Annotated in this window: 26 protein-coding genes; 8 read left to right on the top strand and 18 right to left on the bottom strand. The window is 42.1% G+C overall.

Annotated elements, in window-relative coordinates; all coding sequences use genetic code 11:
• The first annotated feature begins 128 nt into the window (after nucleotides 1–128).
• The 5 genes from eno to msrB all read left to right on the top strand — a co-directional run bounded on the left by eno (nucleotide 129) and on the right by msrB (nucleotide 3,802).
• Complete coding sequence (gene eno, locus ACSYSK_RS02150; protein WP_491715323.1) at nucleotides 129–1,412, top strand: phosphopyruvate hydratase; 1,284 nt, start codon at nucleotides 129–131, stop codon at nucleotides 1,410–1,412.
• A gap of 158 nt (nucleotides 1,413–1,570) precedes the next feature.
• Nucleotides 1,571–2,401: an undecaprenyl-diphosphate phosphatase gene (locus tag ACSYSK_RS02145; RefSeq protein ID WP_491715322.1), complete on the top strand. Its 831-nt coding sequence runs from the start codon at nucleotides 1,571–1,573 to the stop codon at nucleotides 2,399–2,401.
• A gap of 147 nt (nucleotides 2,402–2,548) precedes the next feature.
• A complete protein-coding gene (locus ACSYSK_RS02140; protein ID WP_491715321.1) occupies nucleotides 2,549–2,722 on the top strand; it encodes a hypothetical protein in 174 nt (57 codons plus the stop codon).
• The gene (locus ACSYSK_RS02135; protein WP_491715320.1) at nucleotides 2,695–3,354 is read left to right on the top strand and encodes a hypothetical protein; all 660 of its coding nucleotides are present in this window, start codon (nucleotides 2,695–2,697) and stop codon (nucleotides 3,352–3,354) included. Before ACSYSK_RS02140 ends, ACSYSK_RS02135 begins: the two co-directional genes overlap by 28 nt.
• A gap of 16 nt (nucleotides 3,355–3,370) precedes the next feature.
• Nucleotides 3,371–3,802 (top strand): peptide-methionine (R)-S-oxide reductase MsrB, encoded by a 432-nt coding sequence (gene msrB, locus ACSYSK_RS02130; protein ID WP_491715319.1) that lies wholly within the window; start codon nucleotides 3,371–3,373, stop codon nucleotides 3,800–3,802.
• Nucleotides 3,803–3,883: 81 nt separating this feature from the next.
• Here msrB and ACSYSK_RS02125 read toward each other — a convergent pair whose 3' ends face one another.
• From ACSYSK_RS02125 to ACSYSK_RS02110, 4 genes are all read right to left on the bottom strand, one after another.
• Nucleotides 3,884–4,822 carry a DUF4097 family beta strand repeat-containing protein gene (locus tag ACSYSK_RS02125; protein WP_491715318.1) on the bottom strand — a complete coding sequence of 313 codons (939 nt, stop codon included), beginning with the start codon at nucleotides 4,820–4,822 and terminating at the stop codon, nucleotides 3,884–3,886.
• Between the two features lie 11 nt (nucleotides 4,823–4,833).
• Nucleotides 4,834–5,787, bottom strand: coding sequence for a DUF4097 family beta strand repeat-containing protein (locus ACSYSK_RS02120; protein WP_491715317.1), 954 nt, complete (start codon nucleotides 5,785–5,787; stop codon nucleotides 4,834–4,836).
• Between the two features lie 630 nt (nucleotides 5,788–6,417).
• The gene (lanKC, locus tag ACSYSK_RS02115) at nucleotides 6,418–9,069 is read right to left on the bottom strand and encodes a class III lanthionine synthetase LanKC (RefSeq protein WP_491715316.1); all 2,652 of its coding nucleotides are present in this window, start codon (nucleotides 9,067–9,069) and stop codon (nucleotides 6,418–6,420) included.
• Entirely contained in the window at nucleotides 9,062–10,810 is a 1,749-nt protein-coding gene (locus tag ACSYSK_RS02110; protein WP_491715315.1) for an ABC transporter ATP-binding protein, read from the bottom strand. The genes lanKC and ACSYSK_RS02110 overlap by 8 nt, the downstream gene beginning before the upstream one ends.
• A gap of 236 nt (nucleotides 10,811–11,046) precedes the next feature.
• Here ACSYSK_RS02110 and ACSYSK_RS02105 point away from each other — a divergent pair, with 236 nt between their 5' ends.
• Nucleotides 11,047–11,673 carry a helix-turn-helix domain-containing protein gene (locus ACSYSK_RS02105; RefSeq protein WP_491715314.1) on the top strand — a complete coding sequence of 209 codons (627 nt, stop codon included), beginning with the start codon at nucleotides 11,047–11,049 and terminating at the stop codon, nucleotides 11,671–11,673.
• Between the two features lie 84 nt (nucleotides 11,674–11,757).
• A complete protein-coding gene (locus ACSYSK_RS02100; RefSeq protein WP_491715313.1) occupies nucleotides 11,758–12,102 on the top strand; it encodes a DUF6290 family protein in 345 nt (114 codons plus the stop codon).
• A gap of 93 nt (nucleotides 12,103–12,195) precedes the next feature.
• Here the strand turns inward: ACSYSK_RS02100 and ACSYSK_RS02095 are convergent, their stop codons facing one another.
• The 13 genes from ACSYSK_RS02095 to ACSYSK_RS02035 all read right to left on the bottom strand — a co-directional run bounded on the left by ACSYSK_RS02095 (nucleotide 12,196) and on the right by ACSYSK_RS02035 (nucleotide 23,626).
• Complete coding sequence (locus ACSYSK_RS02095) at nucleotides 12,196–12,981, bottom strand: tyrosine-protein phosphatase (protein WP_491715312.1); 786 nt, start codon at nucleotides 12,979–12,981, stop codon at nucleotides 12,196–12,198.
• Between the two features lie 12 nt (nucleotides 12,982–12,993).
• The gene (locus ACSYSK_RS02090) at nucleotides 12,994–14,334 is read right to left on the bottom strand and encodes a hemolysin family protein (RefSeq protein WP_491715311.1); all 1,341 of its coding nucleotides are present in this window, start codon (nucleotides 14,332–14,334) and stop codon (nucleotides 12,994–12,996) included.
• 188 nt (nucleotides 14,335–14,522) lie between these two features.
• The gene (locus ACSYSK_RS02085) at nucleotides 14,523–15,332 is read right to left on the bottom strand and encodes a MetQ/NlpA family ABC transporter substrate-binding protein (protein ID WP_491715310.1); all 810 of its coding nucleotides are present in this window, start codon (nucleotides 15,330–15,332) and stop codon (nucleotides 14,523–14,525) included.
• A 42-nt stretch (nucleotides 15,333–15,374) separates the two neighbouring features.
• Entirely contained in the window at nucleotides 15,375–16,061 is a 687-nt protein-coding gene (locus ACSYSK_RS02080) for a methionine ABC transporter permease (RefSeq protein WP_491715309.1), read from the bottom strand.
• Nucleotides 16,054–17,100 (bottom strand): methionine ABC transporter ATP-binding protein, encoded by a 1,047-nt coding sequence (locus ACSYSK_RS02075; RefSeq protein WP_491715308.1) that lies wholly within the window; start codon nucleotides 17,098–17,100, stop codon nucleotides 16,054–16,056. The genes ACSYSK_RS02080 and ACSYSK_RS02075 overlap by 8 nt, the downstream gene beginning before the upstream one ends.
• A 298-nt stretch (nucleotides 17,101–17,398) precedes the next feature.
• Nucleotides 17,399–17,872 (bottom strand): hypothetical protein, encoded by a 474-nt coding sequence (locus tag ACSYSK_RS02070; RefSeq protein ID WP_491715307.1) that lies wholly within the window; start codon nucleotides 17,870–17,872, stop codon nucleotides 17,399–17,401.
• Between the two features lie 8 nt (nucleotides 17,873–17,880).
• Complete coding sequence (locus ACSYSK_RS02065; protein WP_491715306.1) at nucleotides 17,881–18,615, bottom strand: L,D-transpeptidase; 735 nt, start codon at nucleotides 18,613–18,615, stop codon at nucleotides 17,881–17,883.
• Nucleotides 18,616–18,981: 366 nt separating this feature from the next.
• Nucleotides 18,982–19,119: a hypothetical protein gene (locus ACSYSK_RS02060; RefSeq protein WP_491715305.1), complete on the bottom strand. Its 138-nt coding sequence runs from the start codon at nucleotides 19,117–19,119 to the stop codon at nucleotides 18,982–18,984.
• A gap of 142 nt (nucleotides 19,120–19,261) precedes the next feature.
• The gene (locus tag ACSYSK_RS02055) at nucleotides 19,262–20,212 is read right to left on the bottom strand and encodes a ribose-phosphate diphosphokinase (protein ID WP_491715304.1); all 951 of its coding nucleotides are present in this window, start codon (nucleotides 20,210–20,212) and stop codon (nucleotides 19,262–19,264) included.
• Nucleotides 20,213–20,322: 110 nt separating this feature from the next.
• Complete coding sequence (locus ACSYSK_RS02050; RefSeq protein ID WP_491715303.1) at nucleotides 20,323–20,568, bottom strand: type B 50S ribosomal protein L31; 246 nt, start codon at nucleotides 20,566–20,568, stop codon at nucleotides 20,323–20,325.
• A gap of 100 nt (nucleotides 20,569–20,668) precedes the next feature.
• Nucleotides 20,669–21,940, bottom strand: coding sequence for a transcription termination factor Rho (rho, locus tag ACSYSK_RS02045; RefSeq protein WP_491715302.1), 1,272 nt, complete (start codon nucleotides 21,938–21,940; stop codon nucleotides 20,669–20,671).
• Nucleotides 21,941–21,958: 18 nt separating this feature from the next.
• Nucleotides 21,959–23,224, bottom strand: coding sequence for a UDP-N-acetylglucosamine 1-carboxyvinyltransferase (gene murA, locus ACSYSK_RS02040; protein ID WP_491715301.1), 1,266 nt, complete (start codon nucleotides 23,222–23,224; stop codon nucleotides 21,959–21,961).
• 195 nt (nucleotides 23,225–23,419) lie between these two features.
• Nucleotides 23,420–23,626, bottom strand: coding sequence for an LBP_cg2779 family protein (locus ACSYSK_RS02035; protein WP_491715300.1), 207 nt, complete (start codon nucleotides 23,624–23,626; stop codon nucleotides 23,420–23,422).
• Between the two features lie 191 nt (nucleotides 23,627–23,817).
• On the opposite strand from ACSYSK_RS02035, the gene ACSYSK_RS02030 reads away from it, so the two are divergent.
• Nucleotides 23,818–24,909, top strand: coding sequence for a glycerol dehydrogenase (locus ACSYSK_RS02030; protein ID WP_491715840.1), 1,092 nt, complete (start codon nucleotides 23,818–23,820; stop codon nucleotides 24,907–24,909).
• A gap of 209 nt (nucleotides 24,910–25,118) precedes the next feature.
• Here ACSYSK_RS02030 and pyrG read toward each other — a convergent pair whose 3' ends face one another.
• Nucleotides 25,119–26,717: a CTP synthase gene (gene pyrG / locus ACSYSK_RS02025; protein ID WP_491715299.1), complete on the bottom strand. Its 1,599-nt coding sequence runs from the start codon at nucleotides 26,715–26,717 to the stop codon at nucleotides 25,119–25,121.
• Nucleotides 26,718–26,808 lie beyond the last annotated feature (91 nt).

Genomic DNA, 26,808 nt, shown 5'->3' with positions numbered 1-26,808 from the left:
CAATTTTTGCTTGTCTTTCCCCCGTAAAAAAGATAGAATAATTACGGTAGATGAAATTAATTTATCACAAAATTTTTCTGATTAAGTAAGCGCGCATTTGGCTTACATATGAAGAGAGGAGCTTATTAATGTCTGTTTATATTGAAAAAGTTAAGGCACGTGAGATTTTTGATTCTCGTGGTAACCCAACCGTTGAAGCCGACGTGATCTTATCCGACGGTACAGTTGGTCGTGCTGCTGTTCCTTCCGGTGCTTCTACCGGCGAAAGAGAAGCCGTTGAACTCCGTGATGGTGGCTCACGTTTACAAGGCAAAGGCGTGCAAAAAGCCGTTAATAACGTTAATACTGAAATCAACGACGCTTTACATGGCATGGATCCTTTCAACCAAGCTAAAGTCGACGAAGTAATGATCAAACTCGACGGTACAGATAACAAAGGCCGTCTAGGCGCTAACGCTATCTTAGGTGTTTCGATGGCTAACTGCCGCGCTGCAGCTAACTACGAAAAGATCCCGTTATATCGCTACCTTGGTGGGATGAACTTAGAAATGCCACAATCATTCCATAACGTTATCAACGGTGGTAAACATGCCGATTCCGGTATCGATACCCAAGAATTCATGATCACACCTGTTGGCAAGACTTCTTTCCGTGATGGCATCGAAAAAATCGCTAACGTTTACCACACTTTGAAGAGTGTGTTGGCTAAGGGCGGTTACGAAACCGGCTTAGGCGACGAAGGTGGTTTCGCTCCTCGTTTGGATTCGACCGAAGAAGCAATTGAAATGTTGATCAAAGCTATCAAAGAAGCAGGTTACGTTCCTGGTAAAGAAATTGCCATCGCTATTGATATGGCTTCTTCCGAATTCTTTGATCACGACAACGGTAAGTACAAGTTCGAAGGTAGCGAAAAGACACCTGAAGAAATGATGGCTTACTACAAAGACTTGATCACTAAATACCCAGAAATCATTTCTATCGAAGATCCATTCGGTGAAGACGACTGGGAAAACTACGCTAAGTTCACCAAAGAAATGGGCGACAAGCTCCAAATCGTTGATGATGACTTAGTTGTTACTAACCCTAAGATCGTGCGTGAAGCCATCGAAAAGGGTTGCGGTAATGCCGTTTTGATCAAATTAAACCAAATCGGTACTGTTTCCGAAACTTTGGAAACGATCCGGATGTCCAAGAAGAACGGTTGGACAGTTATGATGTCTCATCGTTCCGGTGAAACCGGCGATACCTTCATCGCTGACTTCGCTGTTGCTACTTCATCTGGCGAGATCAAGACTGGTGCGATGGCACGTTCAGAACGGGTTGAGAAGTACAACCAGTTATTGCGGATCGAAGAAGAAATGAAAGAAACTGTTCCTACAGCTCATTTCCCACACGAACTGAAATTTGACTAAAATTTAAGCAATTAACCAAAAGCGGGACCGGGACAAAAGTTACTTTTGCTCCGGCCTCGCTTTTTTTTGTTTCGTTTTGGCGATCAAACTTGCACTTGCATGCTAAAATCGCTATGATACTTATATTATTTGGAAGAAGATAAGAAAGGAATTTTTTCGTGGATATTCTTAAAGCAATCGTGCTAGGCATCGTCGAAGGAATCACCGAATTTTTACCGATCAGTTCGACGGGCCACCTCGTTTTAGTCGATGAATTCATCAAAATGCAACAGTCTAAGCAGTTTACCGATATGTTCAACGTCGTCATCCAACTCGGAGCGATCCTCGCGGTGATCGTCTTATATTTCCATAAACTCAACCCGCTCTCCCCGCGTAAAACTCACCACGAGCGCAACGCAACTTGGACTTTGTGGTTCAAAGTAATCGTTGCCGTTTTACCTTCCGTTGTCATCGGCTTACCACTCAACGATTGGATGGACGCCCACTTGATGAACTGGCAAGTCGTAGCTGCGATGCTGATTCTTTACGGAATCTTATTTATCATCGTCGAAAATCATAACGCAAAACGCAGTCATGACGCCGTTAAATACGACAGTTTAGCTAACCTCCCCTACAGCATCGCCCTGTTTATCGGTGCCTTTCAAGTCCTATCGTTGATCCCCGGCACTTCTCGTTCTGGCGCTACGATCTTAGGAGCGATCTTGATTGGGACTTCGCGTTACGTCGGTACGGAATTTTCATTTTTCCTCGCGATCCCAACGATGTTTGGTGCCTCACTGCTCAAATTGCTCAAGTTCTTCGCCCACGGAGGGACCTTAGTCGGACAACAAGGCGTGATCCTCTTAGTCGGAGTTGTAGTCTCATTTGCGGTCGCCTACCTCGCGATCCGTTTCTTGCTAAATTACATTAAGAATAATGACTTCAAAGCCTTTGGTTGGTACCGGATCATACTGGGTGCGTTAGTCATCGGGGTTAACTTGCTTATTTAACTAACAAATAGCTTACCATTTACCGTGGAATTGGAACAAAGGATTGTCGTTTCCTTGTCCCAATTCTATTTTTTTGAAAAAATCAAACCGCTTGCAATCAAACTTACATCTAAGTAAGATAAAGGTAAGGCTTAAGGAGGGAATATTATGCTATTAAACCAACCGATCAAGCTGTCAAAACAGGATGCATTAAAAATTATTAACACCAAACCATCTGACAAATACTTTAAATTACTCGCAGAAGGCCAGAAAATTAAAAGTGCTACGGACGCTGAAGTGGAGTCGATGCTATCTTGGAAAATAACCAAAAAAGGCAAGTAAGTTTATCTAACATTTTAAAAATTAAAAAACAACTACTTGAGTCTGACCAAAATTACGGTAAAAAAGCTTTGAAAAAAGAATTAGAAAAGCAAATTACTGCTTATCTCGGTCAGATTTTTTATATCGCCCAAAATCCATTTATGAATAGCCTTTTAACCAGTAAAACTGGTATCGTTCATGAGGAACTTACTGGAATAGCCCGGACTTTCTTTATTACTACTACCGCTGATAATCCCCAATTTTTAGGTATGATCACATTACGTCTTTATATTTTAGATATTTCCGACTTAGAAAAAAATATCAAGAAAAAATTGATACTTAACGGCAAGAGTCCGAACAACATTAACAGTATTCCCTGCTACCTAATAGAACAAGTTGCCAAAAATGCCAAAATTCAGCCTAATCCAATTCACGCCCAACAATTGATTGAGCTTGCCATTAAAAAAATTGCACAAGTGCGTGAAATTATTGGCGGAGCCTTAGTTGTTTTAAATGCCATCAACATTCCTCCAGTAATTACTAAATATGAAGAATGCGGATTTATTCAATTTGGAAAAACAATTAAAGTGGAAAAGACCAGTTACCAACCAATGTACATGAAATTACCAACTGATATCGCCACATTACAATAACGGAGGAGCTCATTCAATGAACGAACAAGAAAAACAAGCAGCACTTAAAAAATTAAGCCACCAAGAATATGCAGTAACTCAGCAAGCCGCGACCGACACGCCTTTTGCTGGTAAGTATGACGATTTTTATGAGCCGGGTATTTACGTCGATGTCGTTTCCGGCGAGCCGCTTTTCACCAGTAGCGATAAATACGACGCGGGCTGTGGCTGGCCCAGTTTTACCAAGCCGCTCCAGAAATTAACTTACCATCGCGATCAGTCTTTGGGCATGGAACGTACCGAAGTCAAAAGTCCGCAGGCCGATTCTCACTTAGGCCACGTCTTTAATGATGGCCCCCAAGACCAAGGTGGCATGCGCTATTGTATCAACTCTTCTGCCTTGAAATTCATTCCCGCCGCCCAACTCGAACAAGCAGGCTACGGCGAGTACCGGCATTTATTGGCATAAAATAAAATAGTTTCCCCCAAAAGTGTAAAAATTAACCTTTTGGGGGAAACTATTTTTAATAACTAGCAAGTACCACCCTTATTACTTAATTACATTGTCTCCTTCAGCGTTGTGTAAGCGCAAAACATTGCCAGTCGTAGCACCTTTTTTCAACGTCTTCCCGCTATTATTTTTCCGGTCAAACAGCTGATTAAGCGCGTCAGCCTCGGCATTATCCTCATTTTCCAACACATAACCGGCTGCCTTGGTGTTTTTGACCATAGTATTACCGTAGCTATTAGTGATCTTATAGCCAGCAGTAACCCGCGAGTCACGAACATTAATGTCACCATCAGTGCTGCTCAACTCCCCACCTGATAGTTGTACTCCCGTTAAATATGGGTCGCCTTCATTAAAATCGAGTTCCACGTGTTGTAACTTGCCCTGCGTCACCGTTAAATCGCCGTCATCATCTTTTAATAAACCACCTAAAAGTGTACTGTTTTTAAGCTCAACGTTGCCACCCGGATAATTATGATGCATGCTGTGCGGTTTATTGACATGTTTGATTGTGACAGCAACTTTGTTGGCCTTAGTATCTATTAACGAAACGTCTTGATTTTTCAGTTGACCCGTCAGTTTTTGGACCTGTATCTTTTTAAGCGCCAGCGTTCCTAAAAAACCCGTTACATCCATTTTTGTTAACTGCGTTTTAGCCGGCACCGTCAGTATCAGCTTATTAGGATAAATCTTAGTCGGATCCCCTAATTTATGTTTAACGTTGTGACTGACCTGCTTAACTGTCAGTCGCTTCCCCAGATGAGTAATACTAGGCTTTTCGCTCTTTTTACCCTGATAAATTAACTGGTAGCTGTTACCCTGACGCACCGTGACGTTCGTGCCAGTCACATTAAGCTTGACTGTTTTAAACGGCTTTAACTTGGTCGTCGCTGCCGTTGCCATTGCTTGTTGCCAGCTACTTCCCAAAAACAGCATTATTCCTAACGAAAATAAACCACACCAGGTAAATAAGCGTTTCATCTCAATTCCTCCTACTCTACGGTATTATCGCCCTCATAAGTCTTAACTTGCAAAACATTACAAGTAGCGGCATCTTTTTTTAAGGCCGCGCCTTCTTCACTACGGTGATCAAACAATTTGTTAGTTCCCTCACTATTTTTCTGCACCAAATAGCCGTCAGCTTTCGTGCTAGTAATCAGGTTGTCACCCTCATAATTTTTGACCCGGTAACCATTGACTACCTGAGAATCAGTAATAGTAACGTCACCTTCACGCGTACTTAGTGAACCACCGTCCAACTTCAGTTCGTCCAAATGAACATCGCCGTCCGTATTCTTGATCTTCAGGTTAGTTAACTTACCCCCTGTGATCCTCAAATCGCCCACATCGCTGACCAAAGTTCCAGCTGCAATTTCACTGTTATTAAACGTTACATCTCCACCCGGATACCCCGTATAACGACGGCTCCCCGTACGACTAACGTAATGATAAGAACGGTGGTCAAGATCGATATCGGCTTGGGTAGCGTGCACATCACTCAAACAAAGATCCTTATTAGTGGTAGTGACCGTTAAGTTGTTAACGTTCAATTTTCGTAATGTATTTTTCCCCAAAAAGCCCTTAATCTCCAACTTCTCCAATTGTTGCGGGACCGTCACCGTGATTTTGTTAGGGTACGAATTAACGGGCGCACCACTTTTCTTCTTCAAGTTGTGGCTAGTCTGGTTGATCGTCACCCGATTGCCGTCTTGCTTGATTTGCGGACGCTCGCTCTTCTTGCCTTGATATTGAACGCCGTAATTTGTTCCCGACTGTAAAGTAACTTTAGTACCGGTCGTCTTAACGGTCAGATCAGTAAAATTTGCCAGCTTCGTAGTTTTGCTGTAAGTTGTGCTGGCTTGAGCCTTTTGCCCGGCCGGATCGCCTAGCAGAAAAATTGAAATTCCCACAGTCAATGAAGCTAACAGTTTAACAGCATGTTTCATAATGATTCCCCCACAGTTGCTTTATTTAAAACTATATTATACGTAATATAATAACATTAAAATTAATAAAAAACAACTTTCAACGTATAGAAATTAACTACATTGTTCTCAACGAGCAATACAGTATAAGTAGTAACTCCTTTTAAAACATCATATGGTTACAACTTATGTTCAAAAAATTAATTGAGTATGTCGATAATATTTTCATTAACTTTTTAATATGTAACCCAACACAGCATAAGCAATCTTTCAACATTATCATTAATATAATATCTAACTAACTTAATTATAGAAGTAAGCTTATTTTTATTCTCAAAATATTTAAATACAAGTATAATTATAAACATACAAAAAGGCCGGTTTAAAATAAATAATTTTACACCAGACCTTATTGTATAACTAATACAAAAATTATCTATTAGCTATATTCTAAAAATAAATGAGACTGACAATGACTGTATTTACTGAATAAATAAATCATTATTCAGTAAATAAAAACTAATTAGCACTTAATACTTTTATGACTGTGATTGTAGCACCTACTACTGAACGTACTCATCCGCAATAACGAAGAGCTATCGAATGATGGCGTTTCTTTTTGTAAACTCAATACCGGATTCACCATATTTTTCACCTCCTTTCAATATCAAATATATGTGATTCAATTGGAATAGGTATAAAATAACTCCATTTTTTAACGTTACTTCCTGACAATGCTAAAATATATCCACTAGCACCTGTAGCCTCATCCATTGACATTTTCAAGCCACCATTACCCGGAACATATATTTCATTGTCATCATCAGAAAATAAAAATAAATTCAATCCATTTAAAATATATCTGAGCAAATCATCATTTTTGACAATGCTATGTATCAAATTACCTAACACTAGAAAACCAGCATAACCGTCAAAAAGTCCCGATTGAACAGAAGAACAACTAAAAGCAGATCGTACCAAATCTTTCAAAACAGATAGTCTTTTTTGAGATAAATAACTATGATCATCCAAATAAATTATCAACATTGTAACAGCAATTCCTGTAGACCCATTATTCAAATACGGTATTAATCTTTTTAAATTTCTACTATTATCGTTGACAAACAAATTATGATTTTCATCATATTCAAGATTATTCTCTACAACATAATCGATAATTTCCTTAGATGTCTGGATATATTCTTCATTTTTTTCACTAACACCAAATTTATACAAAAACACCGCTTCTCCAGCCAATCCATCCAAAAAGCCAACATTCTTTAATAAAATTTCTTTCGCATTTTTTCTTTTGATAAAAGAATTCCTAACTAATTTTGCGGCTAACTTACTTCGTTCTAATAAAATTTGATCATCTGTTACTAGATACCCCGCTAACATAGCTAATCCAATCCCTGCAATTCCTGAATACAACGACATATCAAACGAATCAATTATTGGTATATCTTTTAAAATTTTGGTCGCTAATTTTGTCTCTTTCAAATCATATAAAACCGAACTAATACCTGCTAACCCAGTAAAAAGCCCATAAGAAGATTCATCTAAATTACTGAATTCTATTTCCTTTAATAAACCAATATTTTTTTGTAGCCAATCTTCAAATTCATCAATATTATTATCTGAAATTCCACCAGATCGCATCAAAGCCATGATTCCACCAAACGCACCATTAGCAATAGAATATTGAGAAATTTGACTTTCATACTGTTTTACATCACCTTTTATTAAACCGGTTGACGTAGTATCCCAATTATTTAATATACCTTTTCTTAATTTTTCAATTACTACATCTTTAGTTTGAATACTTAACCTACACGATGGTAATTTTAAAGAATGATCAATAAAAAATGGTTTAGTATAAATATTTGTATGTCTAGCCACTTTTAATTTAATAGAATGTAAAAAATTGACCACCTTTTCTCCAAAAGATTCTCTAATTCGTTGATCATAAATTAAATATATTTCCGGAGATAAACCATTATTACTAGATTCTATAGGCATAAATAAATAATATGCAATCTGGTAAACAGAGTACCAATCAGCTTCTTCATAAGTTCTTACAGTATTAGATACAAACCCAAAAGTCATTAACCCTGGAGTGAATTCTGACCACGGTACACTAGCTCCTTCAAAATCGATTAATGTTACTTTTTTAGTTCTTTTATCATAAATAACATTGGACGGTTGTAAATCTCCAATAGCAACACCCATTAAATGAATACTTTCAATAGCCTTAACTAGTTTGGTCACTATATCCATAGCTTGTTTTACATAGTTATCTAATTTAGTTTCATCTATATTGTATAAGACAAACGGAAAATCAATTGCAATAATCTCATCTAAATCTACTCCGTTTACAAATTCTTCTTCTAAGTAATTATGTTCCCATGCTTGAAAATAATTATTAACATTAACAACATCTGAGTTGCTAGTTAATTTCTTCAATATTCGATATTCATGTAATGTGCGATAAAAGCCATCATTATTTTTTGCATCTAAACCTGCTTGTGGACGTCCTTCCTTCAGGATACATTTTTGACTATCTCGCTTTGCCTGATAAACTCCACCAGCATTACTAAATCTAATTGGTTTAATATCCTGGTATTTATTTAGTTCAACAAACTCTTCCGCAGGTACTGAATAATTCTCTCTTTTTATTTTTTCAGGCTCTGTCACAAAATCAGGTAGATAATAATAAGGAACTCTTTTATCAGGAACTGGATCGCCATTCGGATCTTTAATTACATCAATAATTTCACCATCCTGTATTACCTGCATTTCTTTAAAGCCACCATACCTGAAAAAGATATTAGAATTTTTCCATCTCTTATCGTTTAAAATATAAGCGCCTTTATGAAAATGCTTCGTAATCACAGACAAGTCATCTAATAGTTTTAAAAATTGTTCTTCATTATGAGGATAAACAGTAATAAATTTACCAGCAGATGCACGATTAGCCCCCTTAGCATTTTTATCAATCAATTTATCAACAGTTGGGACAAATTTAAATGAAATTTGTTTTTGAAGCAAAAATTCAGCAACTACATAAAGCTGCTCTGCAGCCTCTTTCGGAATAGAAGTAATATGAATTTTCCATCCCTGCTCCAGTGGATTTTTTTCGTTTTTATTAAGGACAAAAACCCAATCTTTTTCAATCTTATAAAACCAATCCTTCTGAGAAAAAACGGGAATACTAAAAACATCCTTACTAAAATCTTTAACACTAGGAGGACTGAAAAAAAGTCCTTGATTATTTTTACTAAAATCAACATAGTAACTATCCACTACTGTCCTCCTCCTTTCGAAAATTTCCATTTAAAAACTGTTCTTCAACAAATTTTGCATACTTTGGTACCTTTGTAATCAACTCCTCATGAGTACCAACACCAACAATGCGTTGATTATCTAAGAAGTAAATTTGATCTGCATCAACAATTGTTGCTAAACGGTGCGCAATTGCAATAATTGATTTACCAAACATTACCTTTTTCAATGCTTCTGATACTTTTAACTCAGAATCAGCATCTAAGTTTGAAGTTGCTTCATCTAATATTAAAAAACTAGGATTTTTAAGATATGCACGGGCTATCTGTAATCTTTGTCTTTGTCCCCCAGATAATTTAATTCCTTGTTCACCTACTACTTCAGCTAAACCATGCTGTAAGTTAGTAACATCATCCGTTAGATTAGCAATCTTCAATGCAGCACCTATTTCTTGCTGAGTAGGAATCCTTTCTAAGCCAAAGATCAAATTATCATAAATAGTCCCCGAAATCGTCGTGTTCTCTTGAGAAACCACTCCGAACAGTGACCTCCAATGATTCAAGCTAATGTCATTAGCATCAATATCATTGATAGTTATCATCCCCGAAGTCGGGCGATACAGTCTGGTTAAAACGTTGATGATCGTCGATTTACCAGCTCCTGAAGGCCCCACTATCGCAGTTTTTTTCTGTGCCGGGAAATTCAGAGTAACATTTTTTAATATCTGATGATCTCCATAAGAAAAACTCAAATTTTTAATGGCAAGATTGTACGGCTTAGTAATTTCTACTAATTTTCCTTGCTTGGATTGAAATTCCGGTTTTTCTTGTAAGATTTCAAGAATTTTAGCAATGGCACCCTTAGTTTGCTTATAGTTAGCATAGAAAGAAACCAATTCATTCACAGGTTGAATCAACTGAACAAAATAAATCAAAAAAGATGTTAATAATCCAACAGTTAATGTTCCCTCACTGATACGATATCCTCCATATAACAACACGGCGATAATCAGCATTAATGAAATGACATTCTGCGTTGGCGAAACAACTACGTAGACCGCATCATCCTTAACGGACAAGTGATATAACTTTTTTAAATTCTTTCTAAAACTAGTTAAGACATTATTCTCCGCAACATTTAGCTTCACAGCCCTAATATTACGTAAACTTTCAGTAGTTACTCCTGAAAGATCACTAAGACTTTTTTGTGTCTTAATAGTTAACTTTTCCGTAAAGTTGCCCAATGGAATATTGATCAAAGATTCTAAAGGAAAAATAAAAATTAGAATCAATGCTAATTTCCAGTCAAGCCAACATAAAATTCCAACTGTACCGATCACTGTTATTAACCCAGTAATTGCAGGTGGAATGACCTCAGTGACAAAAGCCTTAACCATTACCGAGTCATTAATTACCCTACTAGCTAATTGACCACTATTTTGATTGTCAAAGAACGATACTGGTAATGATAACAGATGGGTTTGTACCTTATCCCTAATGTTAGCAATTTGGCGCTCACCTTCCCTACTGATCAAAAAATTACCGACTGCACTAAGAATCGTTTGCAAAATCAAAATTGCCAATAATTCAAAAAATAACGGCTTGCCAAACAAGTTTTGCAATACATCCTTTAAGTCAATGATATTTTTGACATATAAAGGAACTAGAATACCAAAGATACTACCAACAATAGTTAGAATCAGTCCCAAAACAAAGTACCAGTTTAAGTTGATCAAACTGACCAATTTATTTTTAGGTTGCAAATATGATTCACCACCAATTCAACACTTATCATTTGAAGCACATTTAGATTACAACTCAAATATCTAATTTAGCAACCTTAGCCTTTAAGACCTGCCCTGTCTTAGACTCTAAGAGTCCGTTAAAAGCTGCTATCACGGTACTTTCAGCACTTTTAATTTATAAAATAAATTTGCTGGATTTTGCAAAATAAATTATAATAGCGGTAACAACATTTATTCTACAGGGGGATGAAGGTGTGAACACAGCTGAGAAAATTAAAAAGCATCGCGTTAAAAAACAGCTCACTCAAAAGCAATTAGCTGAAAAATTACAAGTCTCACCTAAAACTGTTTCTGGCTGGGAAAATGAACGTAGCGTTCCCGATGTTAAAATCATGCCTGAGCTATGCAAAACTTTGGGTATCAGTGTCGATGAATTGCTCAGTGACGATCCAACTGCGTTAGAAAATTACAAAGAGCTAGAACACAAACAACCTGTTCGTCCCACACTATTTGAAAAGATTTTATACCCTTTGATCATCGTATTAACAATTTTGACCTATCTCAGGTCATTTGGAATGCACGTTTTTATTCCATACGTTTCATTTATTACATTATTCTTTTCTATTTTTTACCTTTGCTTATTTAAAAATTGGCAAAGATTTAGGAAAAAAAAGAGACTAGCCATTTTGCTAATCTCAACCTTAATAATATTAATTGTTAATATTGTTATCTTACAATATAACCGTTATGCAATTAGCGCTTTTTCTAACGATCCAATGACTAATTTAGCAATTGCTGCCGGTATAACTACATATGTGCTAACGGAAACCCTAGGTATCATCATAATAATAGGTCTATTTCCCTTAATTCAAAAAGATTAATATTTATGACTAACAAGTACACCTCTCATGTAATCACTAAACTTTCCCCAATTTATTTTTTTGTGTTTTCTCAACAATAAAACTATGTTATCGTCGCTAATTTCTCTTAAATCCATTTTGATCATCCTTTCTTTTTACTACTTTAACCATACCTCTTTTGTAAATAAAATTACAACCTTAGTATTTAAGACTTCACCAAATATCTCATTACCATTTAATTTCCCGGGAAATAATACCGACACATTAATAACAGAGGTGATTTATTTGGCTATGATAACAATTCGTATTTCTGACGAAGAAAAAGAATGGCTTCAGTATCTGGCTGATTTTCATGACATCACTTTATCAGAACTGGTAAAAAATTACTCTAGCTCACAAACAGTGGATGAAAGATCAGCAAAAAACTGTTTCCATGAAAGAAATTATTGACGAATTCGGTAACTTACCTTAACACATCCAAGCTAACGCAAAAACCGGAGTCAGGACAAGCAAATTCGTCCCAACTCCGGTTTTGCTATTATTTTAATCTTCTACGTACAGCTGCGTCAATTTATCTAAATCAGTATCGCTTAATTGCATCTTATCTTGCAGGTAATTTTCGACCGAACCCGATAATTCCGTCGCCGTTTTAGCCAGCACCTCGAAGTTTTCTGCCGCCACCGCGAGATGTGAATTCAGTTGATCGGCCAACTGGTCTCCTTGTTGGTGAGTCAGTAAGTGATTGACATCTGCTTGCGAGCTCCCCGAAAAATACAGATTAGTCAACAGGTAATCGTTGAGGATCGTTTCTTCCTTGACGCGCAAAGCACTCAGCACCAAAAATCCTCCGACTCCCGTCCGATCCTTACCTGCTGCACAGTGAAATACCAGGCTCTGGCCCGCTTGATCGTTTTGTAGCAGCAACCGGAATAATTGCCGGTAAACGGCCTGGGCGTGCGGATCGGCGATCATTTGCGCGTAAGCCTGATCGACCAGCGATAAATCATTGCTATGCATTTTCATAGCAGCTACGATTCCCAAATTCTTAAACAGCGAATTGGTAAATGGATACACCGGTAGGTTAACGTACTTGGCCTGCGCCGGTAATTTGTCGGGATAATACGAACTTTCCGACTCCGAACGCAAGTCGACGACATAACGCAAGCCATAATCTGCTAAGTACTGCTGCTCTTCTGCGGTCAGGTCACCCAGATTCCCGCTGCGCAGTAGTTTATGCCAAGCAGTTTGTTTGCCATCCTTAGTCGGATAGCCGCCCATCTCACGCAGGTTAGTCGCATAAGCTAACTCAAAGATCCGTTTGTGTTCCATTTCGCCACCCCCTTAGTCTACCTGCTCAGCAGTGGTCTCCGCCACCTGGGTAACTTTCATCCATTCGATAAAATTACGGCTAAATTCCGTTACCTCGATCTTAAAATTACCGATCTGGATCACGCTGCCGCGTTTAACTTCGTAATTTTCCAGTAAGTAACCCGCAATCGTCACACTCTCAGATTCCTGGAAATCGCGGTCCTTAAACTGGAAGTAGCGCTCAAAATCATAGAGCGTCGTTTTCCCCGACACACTGTAAGTACCATCTTGGTTAGCGATAATATCGTTAGAAGAAACGTCATCGGCCTCGTCTTTGACGGTGCCGAACAGTTCTTCGTAAATATCGCGGTCGGTCACGATCCCACTAGTTCCACCGTACTCATCGATGATCACGACCATCGGCACGTGCGTTTTGATCATCTGTTTGAGCAGGTTTTGAATCGGTTCGGTCTCAGGCGCACTTCCCAGTGTGCGCATCATCTTAGCGACCCGCACCGAACTGTCGACTTGTGACTGGCGGATCACGTCGTAAATATAAATATAACCTAACATTTTGTCTTTATCATTATTGGCAACAACGGGATAACGACTGAATTTCTCGGTGAGATACAACTCAACCACATCACCGACAGTTGCGGTGACATCCACCACTTTTAAACTCGTCCGGTCGACCATGATATCCTTAGCGACCTTATCGTTGAATTCAAACGCCCGTTCCATGTACAAATAATCATTACTGTCGATCGAACCGCCAGTCACGGCGTTTTTAGAAATGTTCAAGATTTCATTTTGCGATAAGACATCTTCATCTTCACCGGCAGGCTTAAGTCCCAGCAAATGAACGATTCCCGTCGCCGAGATATTTAACAGCCAGACAAACGGGTAAAATAGAATGTGAAAATAATGTAACGGTGTTACCACCCACATCATCATCTTCAGTGGCATGTCGATACTGATATTTTTCGGAACGATCTCTGTCAAGACTACTTCCAAGTAAGTCAAGAGCACCACGCCCAAAATCGCGCTAATTGAAACGACCGTGGCACGATTGAGCGGAAAGAAGCCAAAAAGGTCAGTGAAAATCTTAGTTAACGTGTCGGCCCCGATCCACCCCAAGATGATCCCCGTCAGTGATACTCCCACTTGGGTAGTTGACAGGTATTCATTCATGTTGGTAATCATCAGTAAAGCCCGCTTTAACTTGTTTTTGTTACCCTTGCCGTTTTCCAGCGCACTTTCAACTGCACTCTTACGCAAAGAAACAATAGCAAACTCAGATCCCACAAAAAACGCTGCGAAAAAAAACACGATCATCACGATAATCAGATTGGTAATCGCTCGACCACTTGACATTCAGTCATTCCTCATTTCTACTTGATTAAATTTAAACAAAAGACTACTACTTGTATCATAGCACCTTTTAGCTGCGCGTTAAAGCAAGCTGTGAAACAAGCCGCTTAGCAACCAAGATCAGACTGGCTGGAAAGTAAAACCAAAAACGGAGCAGGAACAAAGATTTGCTCCCACCCCGCCGCTTAAAATTATTTAGCCGGCAAAATTGCGCCCTTGTAATGCTTCTTGATCCACTGCTGTGTATCTTTAGACTGCAAAGCTTTTACCAACTTTTTGATCTCTGGTTTATTTTGATCACCCTTACGGACCGCCACGATGTTAACGTACGGCGAAGTTTTCTTTTCCAACGCGATCGAGTCTTTAGTCGGTTTTAAGCCCGCTTGAACCGCATAATTAGCGTTGATGACAGTCGCTGCTCCTTCATTTGACTGGTAGAGTTTCGGCATCAATTTTGGTTCGTAGGTGTGTTTGAACTGTAAGTTTTTCTTATTAGTCTTGATATCATCAAAGGTCGCCGTCTTGATGTCAATCCCCTTTTTCAAAGTGATCAAACCTGCATCCCGAAAAATTGCCAGTACCCGGCCGTAATCGGAAACACTGCTAGAAACCATCACCTTAGCACCCTTAGGTAAGTCCTTCAAACTCTTGTATTTTTTAGAATAAACGCCGATCGGTTCCAAATGCACCCCGCCAGCATTGACTAACGTGCCGTTGTTTTTCTTGTTCCAGTTATCCAAAAACGGAATGTGTTGGAAGTAGTTGGCATCAATGTCTTTAGCAGCCAAAGCCTTATTAGGCATCACGTAATCGTCAAAGGTCTTGACCTTTAAGTCGATCCCTTCTTTTTTGAGTTGGGGTTTGACGTGCTCTAAAATCTTCGCGTGGGGGTTAGGAGAAGCGCCGACCGTCAAAGTTGTAGCCGCATTTGCCTTACCACCAAAGCCTAATAATGCCGTTCCTGCCACTAATAATGTTACTAAACTCGCAAATCTTTTCATCTAAATCAACTCCAATTTTTTAAATTTTACTACCTAATTTAATTAGCGCTTATCCACCTTGCGAGTCAACGTATCTCCCGCAAACTGGAAAGCAAAAACGATGATCACGATCACAACCGTTGCCGTTAAGGTGATTGCATTATTGTAGGACTGAAAACCATCGGTGTAAGCCAACTGTCCTAAGCCCCCCGCACCGATCGCACCGGCCATCGCCGTGTAACCGATCAGAGAAATCGCAGTGACCGTGATCCCCGAAATCAGTGCCGGCATACTTTCGGGCAGCAACACCTTGGTGATCACCTGCCATTTATTAGCACCCATCGCGTTTGCCGCTTCGATCACGCCGCTATCGACATCGTTTAACGCGATCTGCACCAGCCGGGCATAAAACGGCGCCGCCGAAACGACTAGCGACGGGATCGCGGCTTTCGCTCCCGTGATCGCACCGACTAACACTTGCGTTACCGGCAGTAACAACACGATCAAAATAATAAAGGGGATCGAGCGAAAAACGTTGACGAAAAACGCGACGACCCAATTTAACAACCGCACCGAAAACTTCTGACTACCGGTCGTTTGATAAAGTAACAAGCCCAACAAAATGCCTAAAATCGCCACTAGCACTACGGATAATACCGTCATCCAGATCGTTTCCCACGTAGCTTCCCAGACATTAGGCCAGTTGACGTTTTTAAACTGAAAATAAGACGCTAATCCTTGACTATTCATTAGTGATCTCCTCCACTTCAACGTCTAATTGCCGCAAAAATTCCAGCGCTGCCGCCGTTTCTTGCTGCGGTCCCGTCAACTGTACGTACAAAGTACCGATCGTTCCTTGCTTATCGGCCAGCTGGTGGACCGCTCCTTCTAAAATGCTGACGCTGAGCTCGCTAAACTTACGCAACAGTTCTGTAATCACGGGAGATTGAACCTGATTGCCGTGAAATTTCAGCGATAACAATAATCCTTCCGGATATTTCTGCCGTAAATCACGGGTGATCTGCTGAATGTCAGTCTCATTGGGCGCGGAATCGACTTCTGCATGGACAAACCGCTTAGTTAATTCCTGTTGCGGCGCGGTAAAGATCTGTGCGACCGGTCCGTGCTCGATGATCTTGCCTCCATCCATCACCGCTACTTGATCTGCCAGTCGCCGGATCACGTGCATCTCGTGGGTGATCAGCACGATCGTCAGGTTTAACTGCTGGTTGATCTGTGCCAGTAATTCCAAAACCTCGTCAGTCGTTTGTGGGTCTAACGCACTCGTCGCTTCATCCGAGATCAAGATTTCCGGGTCGTTAGCTAGGGCTCGGGCAATTCCGACCCGTTGCTTTTGGCCCCCCGACAGCTGAGCAGGATAGGCGTGCAACCGCTCCTCTAGCCCGACTAACTGTGCCAATTTTTTAGCTTGTTCCACCCGTTTTTCCCGTGGAACTCCCGCGATCTCTAGGGGAAACATGATATTTTGTAAAACCGTCCGCGACCATAGCAAGTTGAAGTGTTGAAAAATCATGCCGATCTTCTTGCGCTTTTCGCGTAACTTCTTGCCACTCAGATTATCGATGCGTTGTCCGTTGAGCAATACTTGCCCACTCGTTGGGACCTCCAAACCATTTAGCATGCGCACCAACGTACTCTTACCAGCACCCGAAAATCCCATAATGCCGTAAATTTCACCCTTATTGATCGTAAGGTCAACGTCTGTGACCGCAGCGATCGGCCCGTCTTTAGTTTGAAAAGTCTTACTCACTTTTTTTAACTCGATCATTACTGTTCTCCTTTTCCATCAAAAAAAGGCCCTCGTCCTAAAAAAGGACGAAGACCCGCGTTACCACCTTTATTGTGTTTTTACAACACCAGCTTAAGTATCCCGTTAACGCTGGTCGAGCGGCATTTCAGCTTGCACCAAAATACGATCTTCGAGTTCATCTTCACTCGGAGCTTCCATCCTTCTTCACACCTGCCGAAGGTCTCTGTCATGAAATTTCCAAGCTACTCTTCTCTGCACCATTTTTATTTTTCTTAGTGCCTTTGATATTAAGCGTTAATTAAAATTTTGTCAACCATTAATTTTCAGCCGCTTGCTTCTTTTTTTGCTGTGCGGCTGCGATCAGCTCTTGTTTTTTGGTGAGCTGCGTGGTAATTTTTTCTAACACCGCAGGCATTTGCAGCTCTGCTACCGGACAAATTTTAACGATCCATAAGCCCGAAACTAAATCTTCATTAGCCACGACTAAATTTAAATTAAGTGGCACACTTTGTTTCAGGTCGGCAAAAAAATTATCGACGCGGTTAATATTAGCAAACGGTAAGTTAATGATCCCACTTTCTAAACTGATCACTGTCTGTTCGTCGCTTAGTAACAGCCGACTTTGAGCCAAGTGCTCTGACTGCAGTGCTGCCGTAAAATTAGTCACCAGTTGCGTCACTAATTCATTAGTCTTTTTAGCAAACTGCTTAGCAGTCGTTTCTATTTGCGTGACCTGGTAATCCGCATTCGTTACCTGTGTGATAAAATCTTCGACGTCGATCTGCATCATTTTCCCCCTCAATCATCCAAAAAATCCAAAAGGTCCTTATCATTTTGGCGGCCGTGTACCACTACACGGGTCCGTGATGGTAGTTTTTCTTGGATCCACTGCGCATCAGGAACCGTCAAACGCACACAACCATAAGCCTGAACGTTGTGCTTTTTAGTGACATTTTGCCGTCCCAATTCACGCGCAGGCTGAGCTAAGACCCGGCCATTTTGTGCAAACGGCACAGACTCTAGCCGGTACACTCCATGTCCCGCAAAAGAAGTCCAGTACTTCGCACCATACCCCTTCGTAGCATCATAATACTGCTGCCCGCGTTGTTTTTGCAACCGAAAATCTCCGATCGGGGTCTGGTGGTAATCCTTAGTTTTGTCGAAATTTTTACCGACCGACGCATACATCGTGTAGATCCGGTACCTACCTTGCATCACGTAGACACGTTGATCACGCACCGAAACGTCCAACCAGAGCTGCTGACTTTTCTTGTTTAAGTGCGCGTATTTACTCAAGTCCGGATAAGCTCCCCGCAACGAAGGTTGGTCCCACGCTACCGGATGCCGGGCTCTTTTTGCCTGTTGGCGGACTAAGCGGTGTTGCTTAGCCGTCTGTGCGGCAAGTTGTTGTTGTTGTTGATTCACTTTAACGGCATTCAGCTGCTTTTGCTGGTGCACGTAAATAATGCTATAGCCGGTACACAACACTAAGATGACCGCGACTAGCCAGGAAAACCATTTTTTCTTATTCATTTCCTACTCCTTTATTGCCGTACTAATCAAATATACGAATTTAGCACCCAGCTTGTCAAATTACTGCCCCTCCGCCACGTTAACCGCAGTTAGACAGCAAAAGGGAGCAGGACAATTAACTTTGTCCCGCTCCCTTAGCCCCGCCAGTCGGGGCTAGGACAAAACTTAATTTTGTTCCAGCTCCCTCTTTGTTTTCCTTAAGCAATAGACTGATCGTGCTCCAAAAAGCAGCAGTTTGTGCCTAGCTACGTTTCAAAATAAAACCTAAGTTCGGGTTTTACTTTGAAACTAGGCTAGTGCTCGACTGCTAAGCGCTTTTTGTCCCAACTCCATTTTACCGGGTTTGACTGCTGCTACTGTCACAACTTATTTAGCGGTATCTTGTTGTTCGCGTTCCTTCAAAAAATCAAGAACAGCAATATGTTGACGACGACGTTTCTTTTTATTAGCAGTATTAACGGGACGACGATCGTTACCAGTCCCAACATGTGTATTACGTGACATAGTGTTTTCCTCCTTCAAAAATAACAAATACTGTTTAATTCTAACTAAAATAACCCGTAATTTCAAGCGCCTAATAGTTCTAGGGCAAAAGAAAAGCCTGCTTCCTACATGCGCCCGTAAATTTCCAGCTTAATTTTAACGACTAATTGACAAAAAGGTCGTCTACGGCCTGATTATGATAAATCAGCGAGATCGCCTTAGCAAATAACGGTGCCACCGATAAGATCTTCAGCTGTGGAAACTGGCTGCCAGCAGGTACCGGGATCGTGTCCGTCACTACCACTTGTTTGTACGGCGAAGATGCTAGTTGCTCACAAGCAGCGCCAGAAAAGATCGGGTGCGTGGCACACGCATAAATATCAGCGGCACCGGCGGATTTAAGCGCGATGCCCGCGTCCAACACCTTAGCGCCGGTATCGATCAGGTCGTCGATCACGATACATTTGTGACCGCGCACCTCACCGATGATCTGCATGTTATCGGGACGCAACCGTTTTTTATCACGCTTATCGACTATCGCCAAAGGTGCTTTGAGTAACTCGGCTAAGTTGCGGGCGTTTTTGACTCCGTTATGGTCAGGAGCAACAACAACGACATCGTTACAGATCTCCTCGTCTTTAAAATACTGCGCCAGACTAAAGATGGCCTTTAAATGATCGACTGGGATCGTAAAGAAGCCCTGCAACTGACCAGCATGCAAGTCCATCGTTACCACCCGGTCGGCGCCTGCCATCTGAATGAAATTAGCAAGTAATTTAGCGGTGATCGGCTCTCTGGACCGAGCCTTGCGATCGGCACGCGCGTAACCGTAATAAGGAATGACCGCGTTGATCGAACCCGCGCTCGCACGTCGTAAAGCGTCCATCATCACCATCAGTTCCATAAAGTTTTCGTTGACCGGTGCACTGATCGACTGGATCACAAAAACATCGGCGCCACGTACACTTTCATCAATGTTGATTTGAATCTCACCATCGCTAAAGTGTTTGACCGACGCGCTACACAGTTTAGTTCCCATCTGTGCGGCAATTTTTTCTGCTAATCTAGGATTACCGTTTAACGCAAATAACTTAAGACCTGCATTTCCCTGCATCTTTGCTCCTCCATGATAAGTTGATTATCTTTATTATAGCCAAAAACGAAGTGGCTATCCAACAAAAAGAGCGGGACAATTCAGCTTTGCCCCGCTCCTCACTAACTTGCTTATTCGGTAAAACCGTATTTTTTGTTGAACCGATCGACCCGGCCGTCGACTTGATTGAATTTTTGGCGTCCCGTGTAGAATGGGTGGGAATCACTAGAAATTTCAACCCTGATCAAAGGATATGTCTGACCTTCGAATTCAACCGTTTCACTGGAATTCTTGGTTGAGCCGGAAACAAATTTATAACCGGTAGCAGAATCCATGAAAACAACCTGATGGTAATCTGGATGTATTCCTTTTTTCATAATATTTACTCTCCTTTGCCCTGCTTCATTTGCTGCAGCAGAGTTTATTCTTAGACAATACAACAAATAATATCTTAACACGAACAAAAAGACGATGCAATCATCTTTGCCGCCCGTGTTTGGGATTATGTTTGGCCAGTAATTCCAAAAACTGGCTTTCACTCTTAGTTTTTTGCAGCAACTGCAACAATTCCGGAGTGTCGACCAACGCATCGCCGCTCATGTGTACCCGCTTGATCGTCTCCAACACAGCTGGTGGCAACAGAAGTTCTTCTTTTCTGGTGCCGGATTTTTTCAAATCGACTGCCGGAAAGATCCGCCGCTGGGCTAAGTTACGGTCTAACTGCAATTCTTGGTTGCCGGTCCCCTTAAATTCCTCAAAAATAAAATCGTCCATTCGACTGCCGGTATCGATCAAAGCAGTGGCTAAGATCGTCAAACTGCCGCCCTCTTCCAGGTTACGCGCAGCCCCAAAGAAACGCTTAGGTTTAAACAATGCCGCCGGATCGATCCCCCCCGACAAAGTCCGGCCACTAGGAGGTTCGATCAGGTTGTAAGCCCGCGCCAACCGGGTCAAAGAATCCAATAAAATCACTACGTCTTGTTTTTCTTCCACTAATCGCTGAGCCCGTTGTAACACTAATTCCGCCACTTGTACGTGACTTTCAGGTTTCTGGTCAAAAGTTGAATAAACTACCTCACCTTTGATCGTGCGTTCCATTTCCGTGACTTCTTCTGGCCGTTCGTCGATCAACAACATGATCACTTTAGCCGCGGGATAATTAGTCGTGATCCCCGCCGCGATCTGCGCTAACAAATTAGTCTTGCCGGTTTTAGGCGGGGCTACGATCAACCCGCGTTGTCCAAAACCGACCGGCGCAAAAACGTCGATCAAACGCGTTGCCAACTTATCGGGCGTTGTCGCTAACGTCATTTTACGCCGGGGAAACAGCGGAGTTAGTGCCGGAAAATGCGGCCTTACCTTAGCTTTTTCCGGATTTTTGCCGTTAACGACGTCGACGTGCATCATGCCGTAATAACGCTCGTTAGTCTTAGGCAACCGCACCTGGCCGCCCACCAGATCACCGGTCCGTAAACCAAACCTCCTGATCTGCGAGGCGGAAACGTAAATATCTTCTTGGGAAGGACTGTAGTTAATGGGACGCAAAAAACCATAGCCATCTTCGTGCGAAACGATGTCTAAAATTCCTTGCATATCATATTTTTCCTTGGCTTGCGCCCGAATGACCGCCAAAGAAAGTTCCTTTTTGTTCATTTTGCTGTAATAAGGGATCTTATATTCGCGTGCAAAACCATAGATCTCTTTGAGGGTTTTTTGTTCCAATTGTGCCAAAGTTAAATTCTTAGCCATTCATTATGTTCTCCCTCACTAATTGTCAGACTCGATCGTAATTTTAACGTGCAAACCGGCAAATTTAGCTACGATCCGGTCATAGCCGCGCAAAATATTGTCGGCCCGCAAAATCGTCGTAGTTCCCTGGGCCATCAACGCCAATCCTACTAAAGCAACACCCGCGCGAATCTCGTCGGCTTGCACCGTCGTTCCCACTAAATCATGAGCGGGACTGACCGTGATCACGCCGTCTTTACTACTGATCACACCGCCCATTCGGACCATTTCCGGAATGTGCTTGACCCTTTGCGGGTAGAGGGTATCGATGATCTTCGAATCCCCAGTCGCCCTCATCAACAACGGTGTGATCGGCTGTTGGAGATCCGTCGCAAATCCCGGGAAAGGGGCCGTTTTGATCGTGATCGGCGATAGCGTATCTCCTCCCGGAACGTACACGCTATCGGCAGTGATCTCCAAATGAACACCCATCTCACGCAATTTAGCTAAGAAAGGGTCGAGGTGTTCGGGGATCACGTTATTGACCAACACGCCCTGACCGACCGCAGCAGCAAAGGCAATATAAGTCCCCGCTTCGATGCGGTCGGGAATCACCGTGTGCGTATTTTTAGCTACCAAACGATCCACGCCTTGAATCCGAATTTCATCGGTTCCCGCGCCCCTAATGTGTGCTCCCATGTTATTCAAAAATGTTGCCAAGTCGATAATTTCCGGCTCGCGTGCTACGTTTTCTAAAATCGTCGTTCCCTGCGCCTTAACGGCCGCCAACATCACGTTGATCGTCGCGCCAACAGACACGAGGTCAAAAAAAACGCGAGCACCGTGCAAACCAGCAGCCCCAGTAGTAATATGTACCGAATTATCCTTTTCGATCACACTGGCACCTAAGGCCTTAAAGCCCTTGATATGCTGGTCAATAGGACGGGGGCCGATGTTATCCCCACCGGGAAAAGAAACCGTTGCTTCCCCAAAACGTCCCAACAAAGCACCCATAAAATAATACGAAGCCCGCAAACTGCGGATCGTATCTCCCGGCAAGGGGTTCAACTGAATATGAGTCGGGTCGACTTCCAACACTCCCTGATCAAAACGGGAAGAAACATTCATTGACTTTAAAATCACCATTAAGTTATGCACGTCTAAAATATCCGGAACACAATCCAATCTCACCGGTGAATCGGCTAGGATCGTCGCAGGAATCAAGGCGACCGTACTATTTTTAGAGCCGCCGATCGTCACTGTCCCGGCCATTTTTTGTCCGCCGAGGACAATCATTTTTTTCATTATTAATTCCTCACTAAATAAAACAATTATTTAAATATCTGCATTGCAAAATATTCACTTAATCACCCTGAGGCTTCAGTGAACAGTTATAGAATTACCTAGTTTAATAATACAAGATACTAACAATTGTTTCAATTAGTTTACAAGATTATCATAATTTTTTTATCCAACACCGCTAAATTTTAATGCATTTCGTTAAATCTTAGCGACCTTGGCCGTCACAAACTGCAAGAGTTCTTTTTGTTCTTCGGGGGTGGCTGTTAGTGTCCTAGTTTTAAAACCGTGGATCTTTTCGACGGTAAAGTGGCTGGCTAACGCAAATTCCGCGTCAGTTAGGTGGTGTTTTTCTTGGTAGGTAATGATCTTAGCGGCAACGTCGTTGACAATTTCTTTTTTTGGCATTTTGCTCGTCCTTTCTCATCAATTGACAACTGTGCAACTTACTCACCTTCAGAATAGCACAAATTTGCTAGCACGCCCAAATTTTTTCTAATAACTAACAACGCATCTGAATTCGTGATTGACAAATCGCTGAAATTCTTCTAATGTGAAATTGGTAACAAAATATCAAATATCTAGGAGGAATTACCATGATCAAAGAATTTGCCAGTCCAGCTCATTATATTCAGGGAAGTGGCGTGTTCGCTGAGGCTCACAAGTATTTAGCCAACTTAGGTAAAAAGCCAATTTTACTCTGTGATGATACTGTGTGGCACTTGGTTGGTGAAAAACTAAATCAAAATTTAAGCGCCAACAATTATCAGGTCACTAAAGTGCAGTTCAACGGCGAAGCTTCTAAAGAAGAGATCGAGCGCATCATCGCTATCGGTAAAAAAGAAGGTAACGACTTGATCATCGGTTTAGGTGGTGGCAAAACACTTGATACTGCCAAAAACGTGGCGTATCAACTAGGACTGCCCGTTGCTATTTTGCCAACCGTGGCTTCGACCGACGCTCCGTGTTCTGCCCTTTCCGTTTTATATACGCCCGAAGGACAGTTTAAGGAATACGCATTTTACGACAAAAATCCGGACCTCGTCTTAGTCGATACCGCAGTCGTCGCCCACGCCCCTCTCAGAAATTTAATTGCTGGGATCGGCGACGCGATGGCTACCAATATCGAAGCCAAAGACGTGGCCCGCGGATACAACGAATCGATGTTAGGACACGGACCGACCTTGGCTTCACTAGCGATCGCCCAAACTTGTGCCGATAATTTATTCGCCCACGCCAAAGAAGCGATCGCAGCCGTCACCGGCAAGGTTGTGACCCCTGCACTGGAATCCGTCGTCGAAGCCAACACCTTACTGAGCGGGATCGGTTTTGAAAGTTCAGGGCTCGCAGCTGCTCACGCAATTTACGACGGCTTTACCGCGATCCCCGGCGAAAGCGAAACGATGATGCACGGTGAAAAAGTAGCGTACGGCTATTTGTGCGAGTTGATGCTCGACAACGTTACGACCGCTGTTTTAAATAAATACATTGAATTCAACCGTTCGATCGGACTACCGACGACACTGGCTGACTTGAAATTAGCAGACGCCACTTACGCCGATTTCCTCAAAGTGGGCAAGCAAGCGACGATCCCGAGCGAAACGATGAAACAAATGCCGTTTGCAGTCAGCGCAACGGATGTAGCTAACGCGATCGTGGCGGTGGATAAATACGTGAAGGATAATTTCTAAAATAAGCCGCGAGCCAAGCCGGTTAAGTCGTGGACTAAGTGGCACTGACAAGCAAATCCTGTACTTAGATTTGTTTGTCAGTGTCCTTAGTACCTAGACTGCTGGCTTGAAAAACGCGATTTATTACTTACGGAAAACAAAATAGGGCCTGAGACAAAACTCATTGTTTTGTCCCAGGTCCTATTTTTAATATTGCAATAATCTAAAAATTAATCCTGAGCCGCAGCCTTGATAAAGCTAGCAAACAACCCTTCCGGACGCTGTGGCCGCGATAAAAATTCCGGGTGATACTGGCAAGCGACGAAGAATTTATGGTCGCTTAATTCCACGACTTCTACCAGTCGGTTATCCGGTGAGATCCCGGCAAACGTTAGTCCGTGTTGTTTAAAGAGCTCACGGTATTTATTGTTAAACTCATAACGATGCCGGTGCCGTTCCTGGATCACGTCTTGGTTAGGATAAGCTTTGGCGGTCACCGTGTTCTTTTTGACCTTGCACGGGTACAGTCCTAAACGCTGTGTGCCTCCCAGATCTTCGACATCTTCTTGGTCGTGCATCAAATCGATGATGTTATTAGTACAATGAGGATCAGCTTCTCTAGTATTAGCGTCTTCTAAGCCCACGACGTCGCGGGCAAATTCGATACAAGCCATCTGCATCCCTAAACAAATTCCCAAAAACGGCACGTCGTTTTCGCGGGCGTACTTGATGGCTTGGATCATCCCTTCTAATCCCCGGGAACCAAATCCTCCGGGTACCAACAAGCCATCGTAATCGCCCAACTGCTCCGCCACATTTTCAGCCGTGATCTTTTCCGAATCATAGTAATCAACTTGCACGTCGGCGTTGATCTGGTAGCCAGCGTGTTTTAAAGCTTCATTTACCGAAATATACGCATCTGGTAGCGAGGTATATTTTCCGACTAGCGCAATTTTGACCGTACCTGTCAGGTGCTGGACTCGCTCGCAGAGTTCCTGCCAAGCCGTCATATCGGCCGGTGGTGTTTCTAACTGTAATTTTTCACAAACGATGTCGTCCATGTGTTGAGCCTGCAAGTTTAACGGGATCTGGTATAACGTCGGCACGTCCAGCGATTCGATCACCGACTCCGGCTCAACGTCACAGAAATTAGCGATCTTATTGCGCATTTCTTGAGAAATCGGTTTTTCCGTACGCAGCACTAAGATATTGGGCTGAATCCCCAATCCGCGTAACTCCTTGACACTATGTTGGGTCGGCTTGGTCTTCATCTCACCAGCAGCTCGTAAGTAAGGAACCAGCGTGGTGTGAATGTACAAAACGTTTTCCGCGCCCACTTCGGAACGCATCTGCCGCAACGCTTCTAAAAACGGTAACGACTCGATGTCTCCCACCGTGCCCCCGATTTCCGTGATCACGACGTCGGCATCCGCAATCGTGCCGGCCCGCATGATTTTTTCTTTGATCATATTGGTCACGTGCGGGATCACCTGCACCGTTCCGCCTAAATAATCTCCCCGCCGTTCCTTTTTCAAGACCTCAGAGTAAATCTTGCCGGTGGTCACGTTGGAATACTTGTTCAAATTAATATCGATAAACCGTTCGTAATGGCCGAGATCTAGGTCGGTTTCCGTGCCGTCATCGGTCACAAAAACTTCTCCGTGTTGGTAAGGACTCATCGTTCCCGGATCAACATTAAGATACGGATCAAATTTTTGAATCGTCATTTTTAAGCCACGATTTTTCAACAAACGTCCTAGCGAAGAAGCAACGATTCCCTTTCCTAAAGACGAAACTACTCCGCCAGTCACAAAAATATATTTGGTCATGTCCTAATGCTCCCCTTTAAATTTATTAGCGGGGAAACTTCAAAAAATAAATAAGCTCTCTATTCGCTGTGAATAGAGAGCTGTGTTTTTT

This window comes from Ligilactobacillus sp. ESL1201 (genome assembly GCF_058503265.1).
Note: the sequence above shows the minus strand (reverse complement) of the source record. Positions and strands in the feature narration are given on the sequence as shown.

Excerpts from the sequence above, each read along its gene's own strand:
- eno (WP_491715323.1), top strand. The coding sequence starts at position 129 with ATGTCTGTTTATATTGAAAAAGTTAAGGCACGTGAGATTTTTGATTCT.
- ACSYSK_RS02140 (WP_491715321.1), top strand. The coding sequence starts at position 2,549 with ATGCTATTAAACCAACCGATCAAGCTGTCAAAACAGGATGCATTAAAA.
- msrB (WP_491715319.1), top strand. The coding sequence starts at position 3,371 with ATGAACGAACAAGAAAAACAAGCAGCACTTAAAAAATTAAGCCACCAA.
- ACSYSK_RS02125 (WP_491715318.1), bottom strand. The coding sequence starts at position 4,822 with ATGAAACGCTTATTTACCTGGTGTGGTTTATTTTCGTTAGGAATAATG.
- ACSYSK_RS02120 (WP_491715317.1), bottom strand. The coding sequence starts at position 5,787 with ATGAAACATGCTGTTAAACTGTTAGCTTCATTGACTGTGGGAATTTCA.
- ACSYSK_RS02100 (WP_491715313.1), top strand. The coding sequence starts at position 11,758 with ATGTTATCGTCGCTAATTTCTCTTAAATCCATTTTGATCATCCTTTCT.
- ACSYSK_RS02095 (WP_491715312.1), bottom strand. The coding sequence starts at position 12,981 with ATGGAACACAAACGGATCTTTGAGTTAGCTTATGCGACTAACCTGCGT.
- ACSYSK_RS02090 (WP_491715311.1), bottom strand. The coding sequence starts at position 14,334 with ATGTCAAGTGGTCGAGCGATTACCAATCTGATTATCGTGATGATCGTG.
- ACSYSK_RS02085 (WP_491715310.1), bottom strand. The coding sequence starts at position 15,332 with ATGAAAAGATTTGCGAGTTTAGTAACATTATTAGTGGCAGGAACGGCA.
- ACSYSK_RS02080 (WP_491715309.1), bottom strand. The coding sequence starts at position 16,061 with ATGAATAGTCAAGGATTAGCGTCTTATTTTCAGTTTAAAAACGTCAAC.
- ACSYSK_RS02075 (WP_491715308.1), bottom strand. The coding sequence starts at position 17,100 with ATGATCGAGTTAAAAAAAGTGAGTAAGACTTTTCAAACTAAAGACGGG.
- ACSYSK_RS02070 (WP_491715307.1), bottom strand. The coding sequence starts at position 17,872 with ATGATGCAGATCGACGTCGAAGATTTTATCACACAGGTAACGAATGCG.
- ACSYSK_RS02065 (WP_491715306.1), bottom strand. The coding sequence starts at position 18,615 with ATGAATAAGAAAAAATGGTTTTCCTGGCTAGTCGCGGTCATCTTAGTG.
- ACSYSK_RS02060 (WP_491715305.1), bottom strand. The coding sequence starts at position 19,119 with ATGTCACGTAATACACATGTTGGGACTGGTAACGATCGTCGTCCCGTT.
- ACSYSK_RS02055 (WP_491715304.1), bottom strand. The coding sequence starts at position 20,212 with ATGCAGGGAAATGCAGGTCTTAAGTTATTTGCGTTAAACGGTAATCCT.
- ACSYSK_RS02050 (WP_491715303.1), bottom strand. The coding sequence starts at position 20,568 with ATGAAAAAAGGAATACATCCAGATTACCATCAGGTTGTTTTCATGGAT.
- rho (WP_491715302.1), bottom strand. The coding sequence starts at position 21,940 with ATGGCTAAGAATTTAACTTTGGCACAATTGGAACAAAAAACCCTCAAA.
- murA (WP_491715301.1), bottom strand. The coding sequence starts at position 23,224 with ATGAAAAAAATGATTGTCCTCGGCGGACAAAAAATGGCCGGGACAGTG.
- ACSYSK_RS02035 (WP_491715300.1), bottom strand. The coding sequence starts at position 23,626 with ATGCCAAAAAAAGAAATTGTCAACGACGTTGCCGCTAAGATCATTACC.
- pyrG (WP_491715299.1), bottom strand. The coding sequence starts at position 26,717 with ATGACCAAATATATTTTTGTGACTGGCGGAGTAGTTTCGTCTTTAGGA.